Origin of the sequence: Cognatundibacterium aquatile, from assembly GCF_014699135.1 — a bacterium.
Classification (GTDB): domain Bacteria; phylum Pseudomonadota; class Gammaproteobacteria; order Burkholderiales; family Burkholderiaceae_D; genus Undibacterium; species Undibacterium aquatile.
In genome coordinates, this window is the sequence record NZ_JACOFT010000002.1 from 384,351 (window position 1) to 402,592 (window position 18,242).

At 51.2% G+C, this 18,242-nt stretch carries 9 protein-coding genes; 3 read left to right on the forward strand and 6 right to left on the reverse strand.

What is annotated here, in order from left to right; translation table 11 throughout:
* Positions 1 to 127 precede the first annotated feature (127 nt).
* The 3 genes from H8K26_RS06125 to imuA form a co-directional block, all read right to left on the reverse strand.
* Complete coding sequence (locus H8K26_RS06125) at positions 128 to 3,331, reverse strand: error-prone DNA polymerase (protein ID WP_190478125.1); 3,204 nt, start codon at positions 3,329 to 3,331, stop codon at positions 128 to 130.
* Positions 3,331 to 4,881: a Y-family DNA polymerase gene (locus tag H8K26_RS06130; protein ID WP_223826874.1), complete on the reverse strand. Its 1,551-nt coding sequence runs from the start codon at positions 4,879 to 4,881 to the stop codon at positions 3,331 to 3,333. Before H8K26_RS06130 ends, H8K26_RS06125 begins: the two co-directional genes overlap by 1 nt.
* A 108-nt stretch (positions 4,882 to 4,989) precedes the next feature.
* A complete protein-coding gene (gene imuA, locus H8K26_RS06135) occupies positions 4,990 to 5,766 on the reverse strand; it encodes a translesion DNA synthesis-associated protein ImuA (RefSeq protein ID WP_190478127.1) in 777 nt (258 codons plus the stop codon).
* A 391-nt stretch (positions 5,767 to 6,157) separates the two neighbouring features.
* Between imuA and H8K26_RS06140 the strand changes: the two genes are divergently transcribed.
* Entirely contained in the window at positions 6,158 to 6,385 is a 228-nt protein-coding gene (locus tag H8K26_RS06140) for a hypothetical protein (protein WP_190478130.1), read from the forward strand.
* 144 nt (positions 6,386 to 6,529) lie between these two features.
* On the opposite strand, the gene H8K26_RS06145 is transcribed toward H8K26_RS06140, so the two are convergent.
* Entirely contained in the window at positions 6,530 to 7,147 is a 618-nt protein-coding gene (locus H8K26_RS06145; protein WP_190478132.1) for a 4'-phosphopantetheinyl transferase superfamily protein, read from the reverse strand.
* A gap of 17 nt (positions 7,148 to 7,164) precedes the next feature.
* Complete coding sequence (locus H8K26_RS06150; RefSeq protein WP_190478134.1) at positions 7,165 to 11,232, reverse strand: Pls/PosA family non-ribosomal peptide synthetase; 4,068 nt, start codon at positions 11,230 to 11,232, stop codon at positions 7,165 to 7,167.
* A 422-nt stretch (positions 11,233 to 11,654) separates the two neighbouring features.
* Between H8K26_RS06150 and H8K26_RS06155 the strand changes: the two genes are divergently transcribed.
* Complete coding sequence (locus H8K26_RS06155) at positions 11,655 to 14,582, forward strand: bifunctional diguanylate cyclase/phosphodiesterase (RefSeq protein ID WP_190478136.1); 2,928 nt, start codon at positions 11,655 to 11,657, stop codon at positions 14,580 to 14,582.
* A 67-nt stretch (positions 14,583 to 14,649) separates the two neighbouring features.
* Positions 14,650 to 15,855 (forward strand): 3-oxoadipyl-CoA thiolase, encoded by a 1,206-nt coding sequence (pcaF, locus tag H8K26_RS06160; protein WP_190478138.1) that lies wholly within the window; start codon positions 14,650 to 14,652, stop codon positions 15,853 to 15,855.
* A 532-nt stretch (positions 15,856 to 16,387) separates the two neighbouring features.
* On the opposite strand, the gene H8K26_RS06165 is transcribed toward pcaF, so the two are convergent.
* A complete protein-coding gene (locus H8K26_RS06165) occupies positions 16,388 to 17,938 on the reverse strand; it encodes an FAD-dependent monooxygenase (RefSeq protein WP_190478140.1) in 1,551 nt (516 codons plus the stop codon).
* Positions 17,939 to 18,242 lie beyond the last annotated feature (304 nt).

The following is an 18,242-nucleotide window of genomic DNA, read 5'->3' on the forward strand; positions in this document are numbered from 1 at the left end:
TGAGCTTAATACAGGCTTTAGATTGAAGCTACTCTGAGCGTGACTGAATCCGCATGCGGCTTGCCGGGTAAAAAAGGCTGCGCAGGTGCATGATGATTGAGAGATAGCGGTATCTGACATACACATCTCAACAAAAATCGCGGCTGCTGACGGCCAGCTCGCCCAGCAGATGCGACATATCCACCAGCCGCTTGGCGACCAGATGGCAGACTTCATTCTGGCGTTGCCATATTCCATAGACACCCAATAAGCGCGCGCCCAATACCTCGCGCCTTTGCTGCTCCAGCAGCGACGGCCAGATAATCACATTCACCGGGCCGGTTTCATCTTCTATCGTCAAAAACAAAACGCCATTGGCGGTTCCCGGGCGTTGTCTGACGGTGACGATGCCGCAGGCGCGGGCAAACTGATCTTGCTGAAAAGTGTTGAGTGTTTCTGCCGGCAGAAACCGTTTCGCCAGCAATTGCGTGCGCAGCAAGGCCAGCGGATGGCGTTGCAAAGTCAACCCCATGCTGTGGTAATCGCTGAAAATTTCTTGTGCTTCTGAAGGCGCGCGCAGTTGTGGTGCGGTTTCCTGCAGCGTGGTCGGGCGCAGTAAATCTTTATCCGGCATAGAGCCAACTGCCTGCCACAAAGCCTGACGCCGGTGACCGGCGAGCGAGACGAGGGCGTTGCCTGCGGCCAGCACCTGCAAATCGTGGCGGCTCAGTTCTGCGCGCCGCGCCAGATCGGTGACATCGGTAAACGCCTGTTGCTGACGCGCTTGCTGTATGCGCAGCGCTGCCGCTGCCGACATGCCATTCAGCAAGGACAGCCCCAGACGCACCAGAGGTTGTGGCGTCTGGGTGTAGCGGTTGAAATGCATGTCCGGCTCGAGCGAGGTATCCCAGTTGCTGTGCATGACATCGACGGCGCGCACCTGCACATCGTGGCGGCGTGCGTCTTGCAGTAACTGTGACGGCGAGTAAAAACCCATCGGTTGCGAATTCAGCAGCGAACATAAAAAAATCGCGGGTTCATGGCGTTTAATCCAGCTGCTGACATAGGCCAGAATGGCAAAGCTGGCGGAATGACTTTCAGGAAAACCGTATTCGCCAAACCCTTTCATCTGCTCGAAGATGCCTTCGGCGAAGGTCTTGCTGTAACCATTGCCAACCATCGCATTGACGATGCGGTCATGGTAAGACTCCAGCCCGCCTTTGCGTTTCCAGGCTGCCATCGCGCGCCGCAAGCCATCGGCTTCGCCTGCGCTGAAGTCGGCAGCGAGCATGGCGATCTGCATCACTTGTTCCTGAAAAATAGGAACACCGAGCGTGCGTCCCAGCGCTTTCTGCATTGCCGGATCATGATACGTTTCTACCTTTTCGAGCCCCTGACGTCGCCGCAGATACGGGTGCACCATGCCGCCTTGTATCGGCCCCGGACGCACAATCGCGACTTGCACCACCAGATCGTAAAATTCGCGCGGGCGCAGGCGCGGCAACATGCTCATCTGCGCCCGTGATTCAATCTGGAACACACCGACGGTATCGGCTTTGCAGATCATGTCATAGGTGGCGACGTCTTCGCGCGGAATGTCCTGCATCGTGGATGGCTTGCCGGGGAAAGCCGCCATCATGTCGAGTGCCCGCTTTAATGCCGATAACATGCCGAGCGCCAGCACATCGACTTTCAGCAAACCCAGCGATTCAAGATCGTCTTTATCCCACTGAATCACACAGCGGTCTTTCATGGCAGCGTTTTCTATCGGCACCAGCCGCGATAATTTACCCCGTGCAATTACGAAGCCGCCGCTGTGTTGTGACAGATGGCGCGGAAACCCTAATAAACGCGTTGCCAATGCAGCCCATTGCTGCGCCAGCATGGAATGCGTATCGAGACCGCATTCTTCAAAGCGATTCAGTAAATCCTGTTTGCTGTCGAACCAGCGGTGGGATTTTGCGACGGCATCAATAATCGCCAGATCAACGCCCAGCGCCTTGCCGACTTCGCGTAGCGCACCGCGCGGGCGATAGGTATGCACCGCGGCCGCCAGCGCAGCACGATTGCGGCCATATTTGTTGTAGATATATTGCATTACCTCTTCACGTCGCTGATGTTCAAAATCGACGTCGATGTCTGGCGGTTCGCCACGTTCTTTGGAAATGAAGCGTTCAAACAGCAGGGTGTTCACTTCGGGATTCACCTCTGTGATGTGCAGGCAATAGCAAACGACGGAATTCGCAGCAGAACCGCGCCCCTGACAAAGAATATCCTGGCTGCGGGCAAATTTGACGATATCGTGCACCGTCAGAAAATAAGGCTCGTACGCAAGATCATTAATCAGGTGTAGCTCATGTTCTATCGTTGCCGCGATGCGATCCGGTATGCCTTTTGGATAACGCAGATGCGCACCAGCCATGACTTCCTGTCTCAGATAGAGCGCGGGTGTCATGCCGGCGGGCACCAGTTCATCTGGGTATTCATAGCGCAATTCATCCAGAGAGAAATGGCATAAGCTGGCAATGCGCAGCGTTTCAGCCAGCGTTTGCGGCGGATAAATACTGGCCAGCCGCAGCCGTGAGCGCAGATGTTGTTCTGCATTCGGCGCCAGTGCATAGCCGCAATCAGCAACAGCTTTACCCAGACGTATCGCTGTCATCGTGTCCTGTAAAGGCTTGCGCGAGCGTACATGCATGGTGACATGGCCTATCGCGACGACCGGTAACGCATATTCAGCGGCGATATGGCTGACATGCTGCAATTGATAAGCATCAGATAATTGCAGCAGCAGATTGAGCCCCATCCAGCTGCGTTGCGGAAAGACCTGCGCACACCAGGCCGCCTGTTGTGCCAGAACGGCGGGGCGCAGAGGATATTCCGGTACCAATATCAGCAAACAATCCGGCATGTTGGCAAGGTGTTCATAACTGGCTGGCGGATGGCTGAAATCGGTGGTGTTGAGCAAATAGCTGCCTTTCATGCAGCGGCTGCGTGCCAGTGTGATGAGCTCAGACAGATTGCCATAGCCTTCACGGTTGCAGGCCAGAATAATCAGCGTCGGCCCCGGCATACCATTCTCTGTTTCAGTCAGTTTGAAATAAGCGCCGACCATCAGCGGCAGCGCATGTTTTTTTGCTTCCTCATGCGCGCGTACGATGCCCGCGAGAGAACATTCATCCGTTATCGCGATGCCCTGATAGCCGAGATTCACCGCGCGTTTGACTAACTCTTCGGCATGCGATGCCCCTTCCAGAAAACTGAAATTCGAGAGGCAGAATAATTCTGCGTATCCGGGCAATTGATGGCCAGCAGGCGCAGCGACGTTGGACTCTTGATCATCACTGCGCATCAGCCAAAGACCCCATGCAAAAACCAGCGCGGCGCATTGCTTTCAGGATCGCTGGAACGTTCGCGGTAGATCCAGTAACGGACATGATCTGCGCTGGTGGCGACAAAATAATCGCGGGCCTGGGTTTGTGTCGTCCACCAGCCCGCTTCTATACGTTCTGCAGGTGAAACTATCGTCAGAATTGACCGGTAATACGGGCGATGTTGCCGCAGCGTCAGAGGCAGTGGCTGCGGCAATAACCATGCGGGTCTGTGGAGCAGGGCGGCAGCAGGCACATCTGCACCTGCCGGGCGTTTTTGCATGACTGATATCCATTGATTCGCAATTTCAGGCCGGTGATCGGCCAGTGGCGCGGCTTGCAAGACATGATCCTCGCCCAGCCGGGCCACCAGCAAGGCCAGCAAACGCTGATGGTCTTCTGGCTTTCCTCCCGGCTCTGGAAACAAAGATTCGCTTTGCACATCAAGCGCAACCGTCTCTGGCGCCTCCAGCACCAGCGCTATCACCGCAGATGGCAGGCTGAGTTGCGCTAACTTTTCTTTCAACAGGGGTAGCAAATGTTCGTCTTGCCAGCAAGCCTCTGCCATGGCGATATGCAGTATGCTTGGTGCGACTGCCTGACGACCGCGCTCATGCTGCAACTGCAGGCGGATTTGCTTCACAGCGAGGCGATGCGCGCTGAGCCAGCCCGTTAATTGCCTGAGCAAACTATGGCAATACGTCAGCATCATATCGCTGCGCTCCAGCCTGTCAGGTAATTCCAACCGGGCATGGAATTGCGGCGCTGCCACGATCCAGGTAAATAAAGTGCTTTGCCTGCCATAGACCTGATCCAGCTCATCCAGCAAGGCTTTACCAAAACGGCGTTGCACGCCAGCGCGTGGCAATTGTTGCAGATGAAAAAGCGCGTGACATGCTAGCCCTTGTAATAATTCCAGGCAGGGACGGGCATGTGTCAGCAGACTGACTGGCAGCATATTCAGTCGGGCGGGCAAACGCTGCGCATGCAAACACTGCGCGCCGGATTGGTGCTGGCGCGCAGCGTCACGGGCTAAGATGCAGGCGGCTTTGGCAAAGGGGGCGCAGGCAATGGTGGTATGCAAACCCAGTATTTCCATGGTTTGCCGTACATGCTGACGCAATGCACGCAAGCCACCGAAGAGACGCAAACTGGCACCGACATCGAGCACGATGGTGGCTTCTTCTGCGATGGCTACCTGCGGCGTATATCGCAACAAGGCGATGGCGGCAGCCTCTAAGGCATTTTTTTGTCTGACTAAATCCCGCTGAAACAACTTTGCCGTTGGTAGCAACATGAGAACGCCACCACGCCGCATACCTGCGCGTACGCCAGCCTGTTGCGCTGCCTCAGACATCGCTGCCACACGGTTTTGTTGCAAGACGACGCTGCCGTGATCTTCTTTGCGCCGCTGCCAGCACGGTAAAAATACATCCAGCTCAAGCAAAGGGAAATGTACGGCCAGCCAGAGCTGCATTGGCGCAGCCGACGTACTGGCCGTTGCGGATTTGCGCGATCTGTCTGACGACATTTCTGTATTTGCATCTGCATCTACATTGATTTTTCGTTCATGTCGCGGAGGGAAGTGCGCCGTCATGTTTCAGCCTTTTTCAAGCTTTCTTAACCTTTTTTGCATCACTCAGCTGGCATGCTTAGGTTGCACATGATCGCGAAAAACAGCGGAAACTTTGTGCGGGACGGATGTCGCTCTGGTTGGCATGGAAGATGATATTTCCGGCGCACGCGGGCTGATGTAGGGATTGAGATGCGGATTGAGATACGGATGATCAGGTAAATACAAAGGCAGCGGCGCCTCGCGCAAAGCCCCGCGTCGTTTCAGTAAATGTACTTGCAGACCAAATGCTGTCGGCCGCACGCTGACACGTAAAGGCGCAGGCGATGCGGAGGTCGCAGCACGCAGTGGTCGTATCAGGCAAAACAAAGTCTCTGATGCTTGTGCTGCCAGATGCAGCCGCCGTAATGCCTCGTTGCGTATCTGTGACTGCCAGAATAGCAATGTGCCGCAACTGCCATGCCGCAATATTTGCTCTGCGGCCCACAAACTGTCTGCATGTTTATCGCAAGCCACCCACAGCAATTGCGATGAAGGCATTTGCTGACTCAATAAAGCCGTGGCTTGTGGCGTGTAGGGCGGGGCCAGTAAAGCAAGCGGGCGCGACCCCATTTTTTTGATCGCTGGCAATAACAACCGCAACTCTGCTGTGCCTTCTTGTTCGGTCAGTATTTCCGTCAGTTGCCCTAATGGCCAGCCGCTATCCGGCAACTCCCGGTTCAGCGCTATATAACCGCTTGCCACTGTTTTTGCGGCACCGTGCGCGAGTTGCGAGGCGCGCCAGAGTGTGGGGTGCAGGTCTTGCAGGCCATTCAAAAAAGGGATTTGCGTATTGTTATTCATGCCAAAATAAATTTATACTGATTATTAGTACAGTATAAATCAGACTATCTGAACTGCAATAGTTTTTCAGATGTATCCGTAATATTGCTGGAAAGTGAAGCCAGATAATGCTTTGCGGGGATATGCAGATTTTTCAGTAGTGGAAAGTTTGCGACACTTTCAAATATACTGATTGCATATACAGTATTTTATGTTAAAGTACTTTCTATGGACAAACGATGAGTCAGTGATGAATGAAAGCCTCGCTGAACGATGCACTCGATGATGTCCTTCACGATCTTTTTTGTATCAGGGAAGTTCGCATTTTTCTGTAGTGACCGGAAATGCTCTGTGTTTCAAGTGTCAGAGAAAAAGTATGAACTGCCTTTATAACCAACCCGGAGATTCATTTATGGCATACCTCGACCAGTCTTTTGATACGCGCTTCAGTCTGCAAATGTCGCCAACTTCTTTTTTACTGCGCTTAGGCCGTCGCGAGATATTTGTCTGCCGCGATTACAGACAACGTGCGTATTACGTCAATCCCGTATTGGATTGCTCCACAGGCATACAGGCCGGGCATCTGGAAATTTTGTTCTGCAAGAAATGGCTGATTATTTTATCCAAGGCAAACTGGTAAGCGCTGAGGATTCGTGCCTTATGCTTCGCAATATGCACGCCTGATTTTGCTATTTTTGTTATTGCTTGCGCATGCCGTAGGGCAGCAGTATCAGCAAGCGCAACAGTCTGAACAGTAGCCTTGCAGGTAAGGCTGGGGAAATGATCAGGGTCGCAGTATCAGAGTGCCGATATAGCCAGCGGGCAACGTCAGTGCATAGCTGCAGCAGTCTTTTAAAACTGATGCCATCTGTTGCTGAACGTGTTCGTCGTACTCCGTCATGGCAATGCCAGCACATTTAAAACGTGCTTCCATCATCGTCCAGCACTGCGCAAACAGCGCTGCGCATTCATCGTCTTGCGCCTGTTGTAGTGCTGCGATTTGCTGAGAGCTGAAATAGATACCGGCAACATTCTGCCAGTCATCGATGGGTTTGATTGCCATCAGATCGATACCCGGCAGTTGTTTCTGACTGATGGCGGCTACCGATAAACCAGGCTCATGGCTGACGGAAATAAAAATTTCTTGTGTGGCGATGATGCATTGCAATCTGCTACCAGCGATACGGATCAGTCGTATCTGTTCCGCTGTACAAGAAAATGCCTGCATCAATAATTCAGTGATGGCGAGATGCAGTTGTTGCCTGGCGACTTCGCGCTGAAGGTTTTGCGAGAAAGACAGGCTGATCACCACATTGGACTGTTGACTGAAATAGTCCAGAGCAGACAGACATTGTTCTTCCCAGTCAAATACCGCAAAAGCTGGCAAGCTTAGACCTTGCATGTCCGTCTCATTCGTACTTATTTTCCCGTCATCGCAGCTGGGCAACCGCGCCAATGCGAATTGGCAGGAATGAATTCCCCTTTCATCACCAGCGTCAGCGCTCCCAGGCTTGCACCGTTACCGACAACGGCGCTGTACAACACGGCACTGCGCGGCCCCATGTAAACGCGTTCACCGATGTTGACGTGATCAATTTTCATGACGCGATCTTCAAACAAATGAGTTTGCGGGCAGGCGAGGGCATTGATTTCGCTGTGCTCGCCAATGCTGACGCAATCAAATTCAGTAATATCCGTGGTATCCATATATACACCGCGCCCAATTTTGCAGCCGAGCAGATTGAATGCCAGCGGTAACCACGGTGTACCACGCAGATAACGCATGAAATTCGGCACAGCAATCCCTTCGTATAAATTGGTAATGCCTTCCGATAACCAGACAAATGGTGTCCACATGGGTACGCTGGCTTTCTTGTAGCGGAAAATCAGCAGCCATTTCAGTACCAGTACAAAGACAAAGCTGCCTATCCCATACAGCAGACCTGCCGCGACCAGGTAGTACAGCACTTCAGCCCAACGGTCTTCTCCCGCCAGCGGCATCAGATCAAGAACGACGGTGTAGCCGACGGCAATGACCATCGCATGGGGCGCAATAATCCGGAAAGTTTCGACCAGCGTGCGTCCTATGCGTCGCATCACTGAAGGTTTGAACGTTAGACTTTCAGGGAAACCTTTGACCTCTTCGCGTGCCGGCAAATTGATCGGTGGTGAACCCAGCCAGGTATCGCCATTTTTCATTTGCGCATTGTCTGGTGCGCAGGTATGCACGCCTATCAGCACATTTTCGGGCAATACTGTTCCATCCGGGATGTAGGCACCGTTGCCGACAAAACTACGCCGCGAAATGATAGTTGGATGCATGGTCATCCAGCCACGATCTATCTGCTCATCGCCGAGTAATACGGCGTCGGCGATGAAGGTTTCATCGCCCAGTGTCAGCATGTCCGGCACCACGCCCAATGCCGTCGAAATTTCAGCGCCTTTGCCGACTTTGGCACCCAGCATCCGGTACCAGAATGGCGCATACACTGTCGCATACACGCCATGCAGCACATTCAGACTCGATTCCTGAATTTGATTGACCAGCCACTTGCCGCAATAGATGTTGCCATGTACAGCATAACTACCGGGTGTTAACTTCGGCAAAATGCTCCAGCGTATGCCAGCAGAAAGCAGGGCTGTGCAAACGATCAGAACAGCTGTCGCCGGAAACGCGAGTATGAAATATTTGGCCAGTTGCAAAGGAACAGAATTGGTTTGCAACCAGGGGAAATTGTCTGCATTGTCAAACCAGTCTATCGTCACAAAGCTGGGGAAGACCGGCATAAAAAACAGCGCGCTGATAAACAGCGAGCCTACGACGAAGAATGTATTTTCGCCGATTGCGCGCAGCTTACTGTAAGCTGGCCTCGCCGGATAAGCATTGGCATCAAATGCGCCGACATCTTTTGCCGGTGATCCTTTCCAGATACGATCCCGTGGAATAGTCTGACCTTCCGCCAATGCTGATTGGCCTTCCAGATGCGCGCCTTCTTCCAAAACGACATTTCCTTCGAGCACACAATACGAACCGACGTAGGCATCTTTGGCGATGTTGATGCTGCCGATCAAGAGCTGACCATGCTGTACCCGCACATTTTCCAGATTCGTTGCATTACCTATGCTGGCACCGTCACCGATGGACAGCAAATCCGGCGCGCGCAAGGTAATGGAACCTATCATGACATCGCGGCCTATCTTCGCGCCGAGTGCACGTAACCACCACGAATACAATGCAGAACCGCTCAGCATATAGACTGGTGCGGCATCGACCAGCCGGTCTGCCAACCACCAACGGAAATACGTCACGCCCCACAGCGGATAACGTCCGGCTTTCAGTCGTCCGGCGATCAGCCACTTTCCGAGAATCGCAATCGCGAATTCTGCTACCGTCAATAACAAAAACACGCCAACCGACAACAATACTGCGCGGGTAATCGAATCGCCGGGGTCGCCGGTAAAAAAATGGTAAGCAAAAAATGGCGTCAGCCATTGCACCATGCGCATCGCCACCAGCCACGGCACCGTGGCTGCCTGCGCCGCGCCGCAGATCCAGCGTTTCCAGGCAGGTGCCGGGTTCCAGGTTTCCTGAGTATCAGCGAGGGTCGCATCCTGCAGCAGGCCAGCCGCCTCCAATACCTCAGAAATACCTTGCACACTACGTTTCTGATAGATGTCGGCAATCTTAAAATACGCAAACCGGGGATGTTTTCGTAATACAGAAACCAGTTTTGCCGCCATCAGAGAATGGCCGCCAAGATCATTGAAAAAATCGGCGTTGCGCCGTATCGTCTGCCCAGGAAATAAGCTTGCCAGCGCGCTGAACAACACTTCCTCGGTTGCGGACTCCGCGACGTCTGATTCGCCGGATGCGGCTACGGCTTGTAAGACACATCGTTTTAACTCGTTGCGATCGATTTTTCCCGAGGTCAGGCGCGGAACTTCATTCATAAATTCAAAGCGCGACGGCACCATATACGGTGGCAGAAGCGCGCTGAGTATGCCCCGTAAGCCTGCACCAAATTCAGCGTTGGATTGCGTCGCCATCGATGCAACCGTATTTTCTGCATGACTGTCTTCGCGGACGATGAAAGCGACGATCTGGTCTATACCCTGATCCTGACGCAAGACCACGGCCACGGTGCCGACTCCGGTTTGCTGGGCAAGAACGGTTTCAATTTCACCCAACTCAACCCGGAAACCACGAATCTTCACCTGATCATCGGCACGTCCCAGACAGACCACGCTGCCATCCGGCTGTATGCAGGCAAGATCGCCGGTTCTGTACAAACGTGCTTCGTTTGCTTGTCTGGCCCACGGATTCAGCAGAAATTTTTCTGCCGTTAAATCGGGACGCCCGAGATAACCGGTTGCAACGCCCGGTCCCGAAATGCAAAGTTCGCCCGTTTCACCCCACGGCAATAGGCGCAAACCATGTTCAATATCGGTCGCAATCACCATCAGCGAATAATTCGGTAAGGGTTTGCCTATCGTCACGGCTTGTTGTGGCTGCAACGGCGCAAGACTGGCCGATACCGTTGCTTCTGTCGGGCCATAGGTATTAAACATCTGCCGCCCCGGCTTGCTCCAGCGATTGACCAGTGCTTCCGGGCACATTTCGCCACCAAGATTAATCAGACGCAGGCTGGCAACATCCTGCGAAAATAAAGCGAGCAGGGTGGGCACGGCATGTAATACGGTAATGTTATTTTCTGCAAGCGCGACAGGCAAAAGATCAGGGTCGGCAGTGATGGCTTTCGGTGCTATCCATAAGGTTGCACCAACCAGGTAACTGATCCAGATTTCTTCGAATGACATATCGAAGGCTACTGAAAAACCCTGATAGACGCGATCAGTCGATTGGATCCCTAACACCTGATTTTCACTGCGTAAAAAATGGCAGATGCTGGACTGACTGACCAAGATGCCTTTGGGTTTTCCCGTTGAGCCTGATGTGTAGATCACATAGGCAGGATAATCTGGTTCACTGGCGCGACGTCGCAACCATGTTTCTGGCTGATGTGCCGCCGCAGTTTCTGCGATCCAGACCTGATGACGCGATGAATGCAACTGCGCTTCAAACTCGGCACAACTCAGAATACCAACGGCGTTCGCGTCTGCCAGACAAACGGCAATACGGTCAACGGGTGTGTCAGCATCAAAAGGCAACCAGGCTGCGCCTGTTTTCGCAATACCCGCCTGCATCACCAGCAGATCAATGCCACGCGGCAACCACAAGCCCACGATTTGCCCGGGGCCGACTCCGGATGCAATCAGAAATGAAGCTACACGGTCGGCAGCCAGATTTAACTCACCATACGTTATTGAACGATCTTCAAAAATCAGTGCCGTTTTGTCTGGATAAAGAGAGGCGCTAGCCTCCAGAATGTCAGCAAGAATTTCTTTACGAATCAGATCGGGTTGAGACTGTCCATACAAAATTCCGCTATCGGATGAGCTTACAAGGGTGCTGCTAGACGAAGGCATAAGTATTCAGAAGTGGTGACGACGATTGTTTAATTGTTTTAATTATTACTGGCAGCGTTGATAGTTGATCTGGATCAGAAAGCGGGAATAACGCGCAATGTCGATAGAGTGAGAGTTTATCATTTCGGGAAAGTAAATAATGTCGAAATAGCGCACTTAGCAACATCTGTTTCTATTTATTGCGCATGATCATATTGCGTATGATTAAAAACCGGACTCGATCTTGTCCGTTCTTGGAATAACCAAAAAAAGACGATGCTGCAGGAAAGCGATTGACCATACTGAAGTCTGTCAGCTATGGTTTGCATTAGATTATTTGATATATAAGATCAATTACATAAGATCAATAAAATCTACGAGGATTTCTCAGTTAGCGCCGTTAGCAATCGTGTTTAGAACGACTGATCGTCATTTTTTTGCCCATGTTAAAAAAAGAAAACCTCCCCAGCAGTTTCCTGTTCATTCCATGGGTCATTCTGATTTTTGGATTGGCGCTTACTTATGCACTGCAGGATACGCCCCGTGAGGCGAATCGTCAGGCGCTGCACGATGAGTTCGAATACAGATCAAATGAGATCATTGACAATATCAACCGACGATTACAGAACTATGAACAGGTTCTGGAAGGTGTGGCAGGTCTGTTTACTGCCTCCCATAAAGTCACTCAGGCTGAATTCAGCCGTTACGTAGAGACGCTGAAGTTTGAAGATAAATTTCCGGGCATTCAGGGCGTGGGTTTTGCCCGTTTTGTTAAGTCGAAAGAAAAAGCAGAGCACATCGCCGTCATGCGCGCGACCGGATCAAAAGAATACGATATCCGGCCATCAGGTGAACGCGAGATATACGCTCCGATTACTTATCTGCAGCCGCCCAACTGGCGCAATCAACGCGCAATCGGCTATGACATGTACTCGGAAACCGTTCGTCGTGCTGCGCTGAATAAGGCAACAGAGGAAAATACAGCCATCATTTCAGGTAGGGTAAAACTTGTACAGGAGACTGACCAGGACGTGCAGGCGGGCTTTCTCATGTATATGCCCATTTACCGCTTGCATAGCAAGCATGCCAACATCGAAGAGCGGCACGAGAATATTGAAGGTTGGGTGTATGCGCCGTTTCGCATGAATGATCTGATGACAGGGATACTCGGTCATCGTTTCGACGAGAGCAGCTCGCCTTTTCATCTGCTCATCTATGACGGCAATTCAATTGACAAAAGTCAGTTGATGTTCGAGTCAAAACAAATCACAGAGAACAATAATTCTGCTTTTCGTACGACGAAGGTGTTGAATCTATTCGGGCACGAGTGGAGTATCGTCATTAGTTCATTGCCAACGTTCGATGCCAGATTGAAAAGTGACAGGGCAAATATTATTGCTGCGACCGGCAGTATCGCCAGCATACTCTTAGCGATCGTGGTGTGGCTGTTGGTCACTGGACGCTCCCGCGCATTGGCAATCGCACGTAGTATGACGAGTGAATTAAGACAAAGCGAAGCGGAGCAAAAGAAACTCAATCGAGCACTAAGACTCATCAGCGACTGTAATATCGCGCTGTCACGTAGTGAAAACGAACATCATCTGTTGTCCGAAATTTGCCGCTTGTGCGTAGATAATGGTGGTTATCTGATGGCTTGGGTTGGCTATGCAGAAGAGGATCAGGCGAAAACAGTGCGCCCAGTTGCGCAAGCTGGCTATGAAAGCGGCTATCTGGAAACGATTAATATTTCGTGGGGTAACAATCAACAGGGACAAGGCCCGACTGGTACCGCAATCCGGACAGGTACGCCACATATTATTCAGAATATCCTGACGAATGCCAGTATGGCGCCGTGGCGCAAAGCTGCGTTAGAACGCGGCTATCAGTCCAGCGTTTCCTTACCGCTGATCTGTGATGCAAAAATTCTCGGTGCTTTGAATATTTACTCTTGTGAAGCAGATGCCTTTGATCCGGCAGAAGTGCAGCTACTGGAAGAACTGGTTGACGACATAGCTTATTGCATTGTCAGCTTACGCACGCGTGCAGAAAATGCAGAAACCAGAGAGAAACTGGAATTCCTGACGAATTTCGATCCCTTGACCAATCTGCCAAACCGCTTGTTGTTACGCGATCGCTTTGATCGTGCAGTCATTGTCGCCAACAATGAAAACATGACGGTCAACATGCTCTATCTCGATCTTGATCACTTTAAACAAATCAATGACAGTCTGGGCTACGGCATCGGCGACCAGATACTGCTAGAAGTGGCAAACCGTTTGCAGCATAGCATTCCGGCGACAGCCACGATGAGCCGTCTGAGTGGTGACGAATTCGTGATTCTGCTTACGGGAAAATATGATGTTCCGGGAATTGCAGAGGTTGGCAATACGATCTGCGAGGCATTTTCCACACCATTCACCATCAATAACGATGTCGTGAATCTGTCCTGCTCAATTGGGATAGGACTGTATCCTATCGATGGCGATGATTTTGACACCTTATTAAAACACTCTCACACTGCTTTAAATAGTGCAAAAGAAGCAGGGCGCAATACTTACCGCTTCTTTACACGGGATATGAATGCAGGTCTGGTTGAGCAAATCCGTTTAACCGGAGGCTTATCCAGCGCGGTACGCAATAATGAGTTCGTGCTTCACTATCAACCTCAGATTGATATCAAAAGCGGAAAAATCATCGCTGCGGAGGCGCTGATACGATGGCAACATCCGATGGATGGACTGATTGCACCCGGTAAATTCATCGGGCTTGCCGAGCGCAGTGGTCATATTATTCAGATCGGTGAATGGGTCATCAACGAAGCGTGTCGCCATGCGCGGGCGTGGCAGGATAAATATCCTGTGCCACCAGTGGTAGCAGTCAACCTCTCGGCCTTGCAATTCAAACGCGGTGATGTCCTTAAAATCGTCAGTAATGCACTTGCTGTTTCCGGCTTGCGACCAGAACTTCTGGAACTGGAACTGACCGAATCAATTCTGCTGCAGGACGTCGAAACAACTATCAAGTCTTTACACGGTTTGAAAGAATTAGGCATCAAACTGTCGATTGACGATTTCGGAACCGGATATTCCAGTTTATCCTATCTGAAGCGACTCTCTGTCGATAAGCTTAAGATAGATCAGTCATTTGTCCGGGATATGCTGAGTGATTCTGATGGAGCATCTATCGTCAAGGCCATCATTCAATTAGGCCATACCCTACAGTTATCGGTCATTGCGGAAGGCGTTGAAACCGCCGAGCAACTAGCCTTTCTGGAGGCGTCAGCTTGTGACGAGGCGCAAGGATACTTATTCAGCCGTCCCGTGCCTGTTGAACAGTTTGTGCAATTAATCGCGCAGGATGAGCGTAGATAACGCGTAAAACTCGGTGGGTAAAAGTAGCAAGCATATAAAGACAAACCAAAGGAATGACAGAGACACGATGAAAAAGAGCGCTTTTATTTGTGATGCAGTGCGTACCCCGTTTGGCCGTTACGGTGGAGCCTTATCCGGGGTCAGAACAGATGATCTGGCGGCCTTACCCATTAAAGCGCTGATTAGTCGCCATCCGTCACTGGATTGGAGCAGGGTAGATGATGTGATTTATGGCTGTGCAAATCAGGCTGGTGAAGACAATCGGAATGTCGCCCGTATGGCAAGCCTGTTAGCGGGGCTGCCTGTGGAAGTGCCCGGTAGTACGATTAACCGTTTATGCGGTTCCAGTATGGATGCACTGGGAGTGGCTGCGAATGCGTTAAAAAGCGATAGTTGCGATCTGATGATTGCTGGTGGCGTAGAAAGCATGTCGCGCGCACCCTTTGTCATGGGCAAGGCGGACAGCGCCTTTTCACGTGCAGCAAAAATAGAAGATACGACCATCGGCTGGCGCTTTATCAATCCTTTAATGAAGTCCTTGCATGGAATTGATTCCATGCCGGAAACAGCAGAAAACGTCGCTGCGGAGTTTGGCATTTCCCGCGCCGATCAGGATCTGTTTGCGCTATCGAGTCAGCTACGCGCAGCTCGCGGCGAAAAAGAAGGTGCATTTCAAGATGAAATTATTCCAGTCGCATTGCCGCAGCGTAAAGGCGAACCAGTCGTTTTCAGTCAGGATGAGCATCCTCGAGTGACTAGTCTCGAAGTGCTGGCAAAACTGACAGGCGTAGTGCGTGCAGATGGCTCCATAACTGCGGGGAATGCTTCGGGTGTAAATGACGGTGCATGCGCACTGTTGTTGGCTTCGGATGCCGGTATTGCGCAATTTGGCCTGACACCTAAGGCACGCATCATCGCAGTAGCTACCGCCGGTGTCGCGCCGCGGATCATGGGTTTTGGCCCGGCACCGGCAATTCGTAAAGTGCTGGCGAAAGCGAATTTAACGCTGAATCAAATGGATGTGATTGAACTCAATGAAGCCTTTGCAGCACAGGCGTTAGCGGTGATGCGTGATCTCGGTTTGCCGGATGATGCCGCGCACGTCAATCCTAACGGCGGCGCCATCGCACTGGGACACCCATTGGGAGCATCTGGTGCACGCCTGGTAACAACGGCGATGTACCAATTACATCGCACCAATGGACGCTATGCCTTGTGCAGCATGTGCATCGGCGTCGGGCAAGGGATTGCCATGATCATAGAACGCGTATGAAATTAATGAACACCTTTCTGCATTCGCAGCGAGGTGTTTTTCATTGATTAACGTTAAACCTCTATTTAACATAATATAAATTATGCGAAATTTAGAAGGTATTTAAAAAGGGTTCAAATGATGCTGAATTAGCGCTCGGAACTAATTATCGAACATTTTGGGAACTAATTAACGAACATTTGCATTTTGCAGAGATGTATGAAAATTAGTTCCTCTATGAAAATCTGTCAAACTCTCGAAATTTACCGACATCAGACTGTCACTAAAATGTGCAGAAATTTTTGTTATACCTAAAATCGTAAAATTACACTTATTCGATATGCAATTTTTTTAATATTAATTGCCACTATTCAGAATTTTAAAGTGATGGATACTAAGTCGTGACCGGTCTTGCGTTATCCAAAATCGGTCACGATTGTTCAGAATTACTGGTCAAGAGACCGGACCGTCCGAATTATTTAATATAAAAGATTCATGCTGATTGGATGAAAATGTTTCATTCAGTCTGAAGTTTCGCTATTTAGAGTTTTCATTAGCACGGCGATGCGGCAACCTGATTAAATGCTATCTTCAACTCCTCAACACCTCCATCCTCGGCTGCATTATTGCTTCGCCAGGCAATAATGCCATCAGGGCGAATCAACACTGCACCTTGCTGCCTGACGCCGAATATCGCTGCAAATGTATCCGGTTCTGAAAAGCAAATTTCATGATTGATGTGAACAAATTTCAGCTTCATCGCATCGGCTGCCATTTGCCAAGCTGGCTCAACTGCGAACAATACAAATTCTCTACCGAGCAAATCCAGACTGGATATCACATCACCTGCCGCTGTTGCAACCCAGACATGCGGAGCTCGCGTGCCAGGTTGTCCCTGCCAATCTGTAGGCGATGCAGCGGGAGGAAGCTCTAGTCCGGCGCCAAGCACGGCGGAGGATCGGACAATCTGACCCAGTTCCATGGCTTCGTTACTAAACAAGGGATCGGCTTTGAAATCAGAATTCACCCATTTCACATAATCCGGCCGGGAAAAGGTTTGTTGATGCCGCAGCCATCCGATAGGACGTCTTTCGTCATCGTAGGTATCGAGCAGCGTCGCATTTGAACTGCTCTCCAGTACTCGCTGAAGTTTCCACGCAAGATTCCACACATCGTCAATCCCGGTGTTGGCACCGAAGCCGCCGCGGGTTGGAGGAAGCTGGTGGGCTGCATCCCCGGCGAGAAATACACGCCCTTTCCTGTAATGCCTGGCGATGCGTCCAGCCATTTCCCAGCGACCTGTGGTTATGATGTCAAAAGCCATATCGCGCCCTAAAGCTCTACGGATAGCGATGCGCAATTCATCATCGCTACGCTCGATATCATCGATGAACATTAACAACCAGCGGCTATCGTTGTAAGTTGTCAGAAAAGCCCGTAAATTCTTTTGCTCGATCTCGAACTGCTGAACGCCACTAGCGAGATACTGATCCGCCTCCTGGCACTTGAACAGTACACTGCGGACTGTCCGGATATTTCCCACACCTTCCCGTGCAATGCCAAGACGTTCGCGAATGGGACTGTCGGCGCCATCTGTTGCTATCATGTAATCGGCTGAGATTGCATAATCTCGACCAACATTTCGATCCCGTAACTGCGCCACAATACTATCGCCACGATCCTCGAAATGTAGCAACTCAGTGCTGTAGCGAAGATCTGCACCGAACTCGAGCGCTGCCATGCGCAGGATAGGTTCAAGTTTGTCCTGCGCAATGGCCGCTCCCGTATTGGGTGATAGTCCAGTATTGTGCGTGTCGGCTTCGCCGGGCGTCCAAGCCTGTTCACCTTGCCATTCGCCAGCAAGACTTGATGCCTTAACGCGGCGTAAGCGGAAATTTTGAGGTGTTTGGGGGATACGGTCGGCAATACCAACCGTGCGGTAGTGCTCCAGCGTGGTTTCGGTATAACCCATGGCACGCGGATGAGTGGAGCTGCCGGAGTGCTTTTCTACTAAGATATGAGGTATTCCGCGCCAAGCGAGAAAGACAGATGCAGATAAACCAACAAGGCTACCACCAACGATGAGAACAGGAGTATGTGACATGATTCGTCCTTAATATTTGGCCATTGAATTAGCCATAAACAGAATTAGGACGTGTGCTTACCGTGAAGAAAACTTTGGAGGGAAAACGGGATTTACCGTTTCGTTTGTCGATCAAAGGCTCCACGAGAAATCGGCGCACGTCCGCTCTCGCCGTGGTCATCCGAAACAATTTCAGATGCATTTGGCGTCCCATGGTTGGACGCTGACCGGGGCTCACCACGCCGGTCCACCTTTTTCGACAGAGGAGATTTTATCACACACAAAAACATGTCGATAAGGGCAATACCCCAGGCGTTGCCTAGTT

What these genes read in the sequence shown, in the direction of transcription:
- H8K26_RS06125 (WP_190478125.1), bottom strand. Translation starts at nt 3,331, where the DNA reads ATGCGCAGTGATGATCAAGAGTCCAACGTCGCTGCGCCTGCTGGCCAT.
- H8K26_RS06130 (WP_223826874.1), bottom strand. Translation starts at nt 4,881, where the DNA reads ATGTCGTCAGACAGATCGCGCAAATCCGCAACGGCCAGTACGTCGGCT.
- imuA (WP_190478127.1), bottom strand. Translation starts at nt 5,766, where the DNA reads ATGAATAACAATACGCAAATCCCTTTTTTGAATGGCCTGCAAGACCTG.
- H8K26_RS06140 (WP_190478130.1), top strand. Translation starts at nt 6,158, where the DNA reads ATGGCATACCTCGACCAGTCTTTTGATACGCGCTTCAGTCTGCAAATG.
- H8K26_RS06145 (WP_190478132.1), bottom strand. Translation starts at nt 7,147, where the DNA reads ATGCAAGGTCTAAGCTTGCCAGCTTTTGCGGTATTTGACTGGGAAGAA.
- H8K26_RS06150 (WP_190478134.1), bottom strand. Translation starts at nt 11,232, where the DNA reads ATGCCTTCGTCTAGCAGCACCCTTGTAAGCTCATCCGATAGCGGAATT.
- H8K26_RS06155 (WP_190478136.1), top strand. Translation starts at nt 11,655, where the DNA reads ATGTTAAAAAAAGAAAACCTCCCCAGCAGTTTCCTGTTCATTCCATGG.
- pcaF (WP_190478138.1), top strand. Translation starts at nt 14,650, where the DNA reads ATGAAAAAGAGCGCTTTTATTTGTGATGCAGTGCGTACCCCGTTTGGC.
- H8K26_RS06165 (WP_190478140.1), bottom strand. Translation starts at nt 17,938, where the DNA reads ATGTCACATACTCCTGTTCTCATCGTTGGTGGTAGCCTTGTTGGTTTA.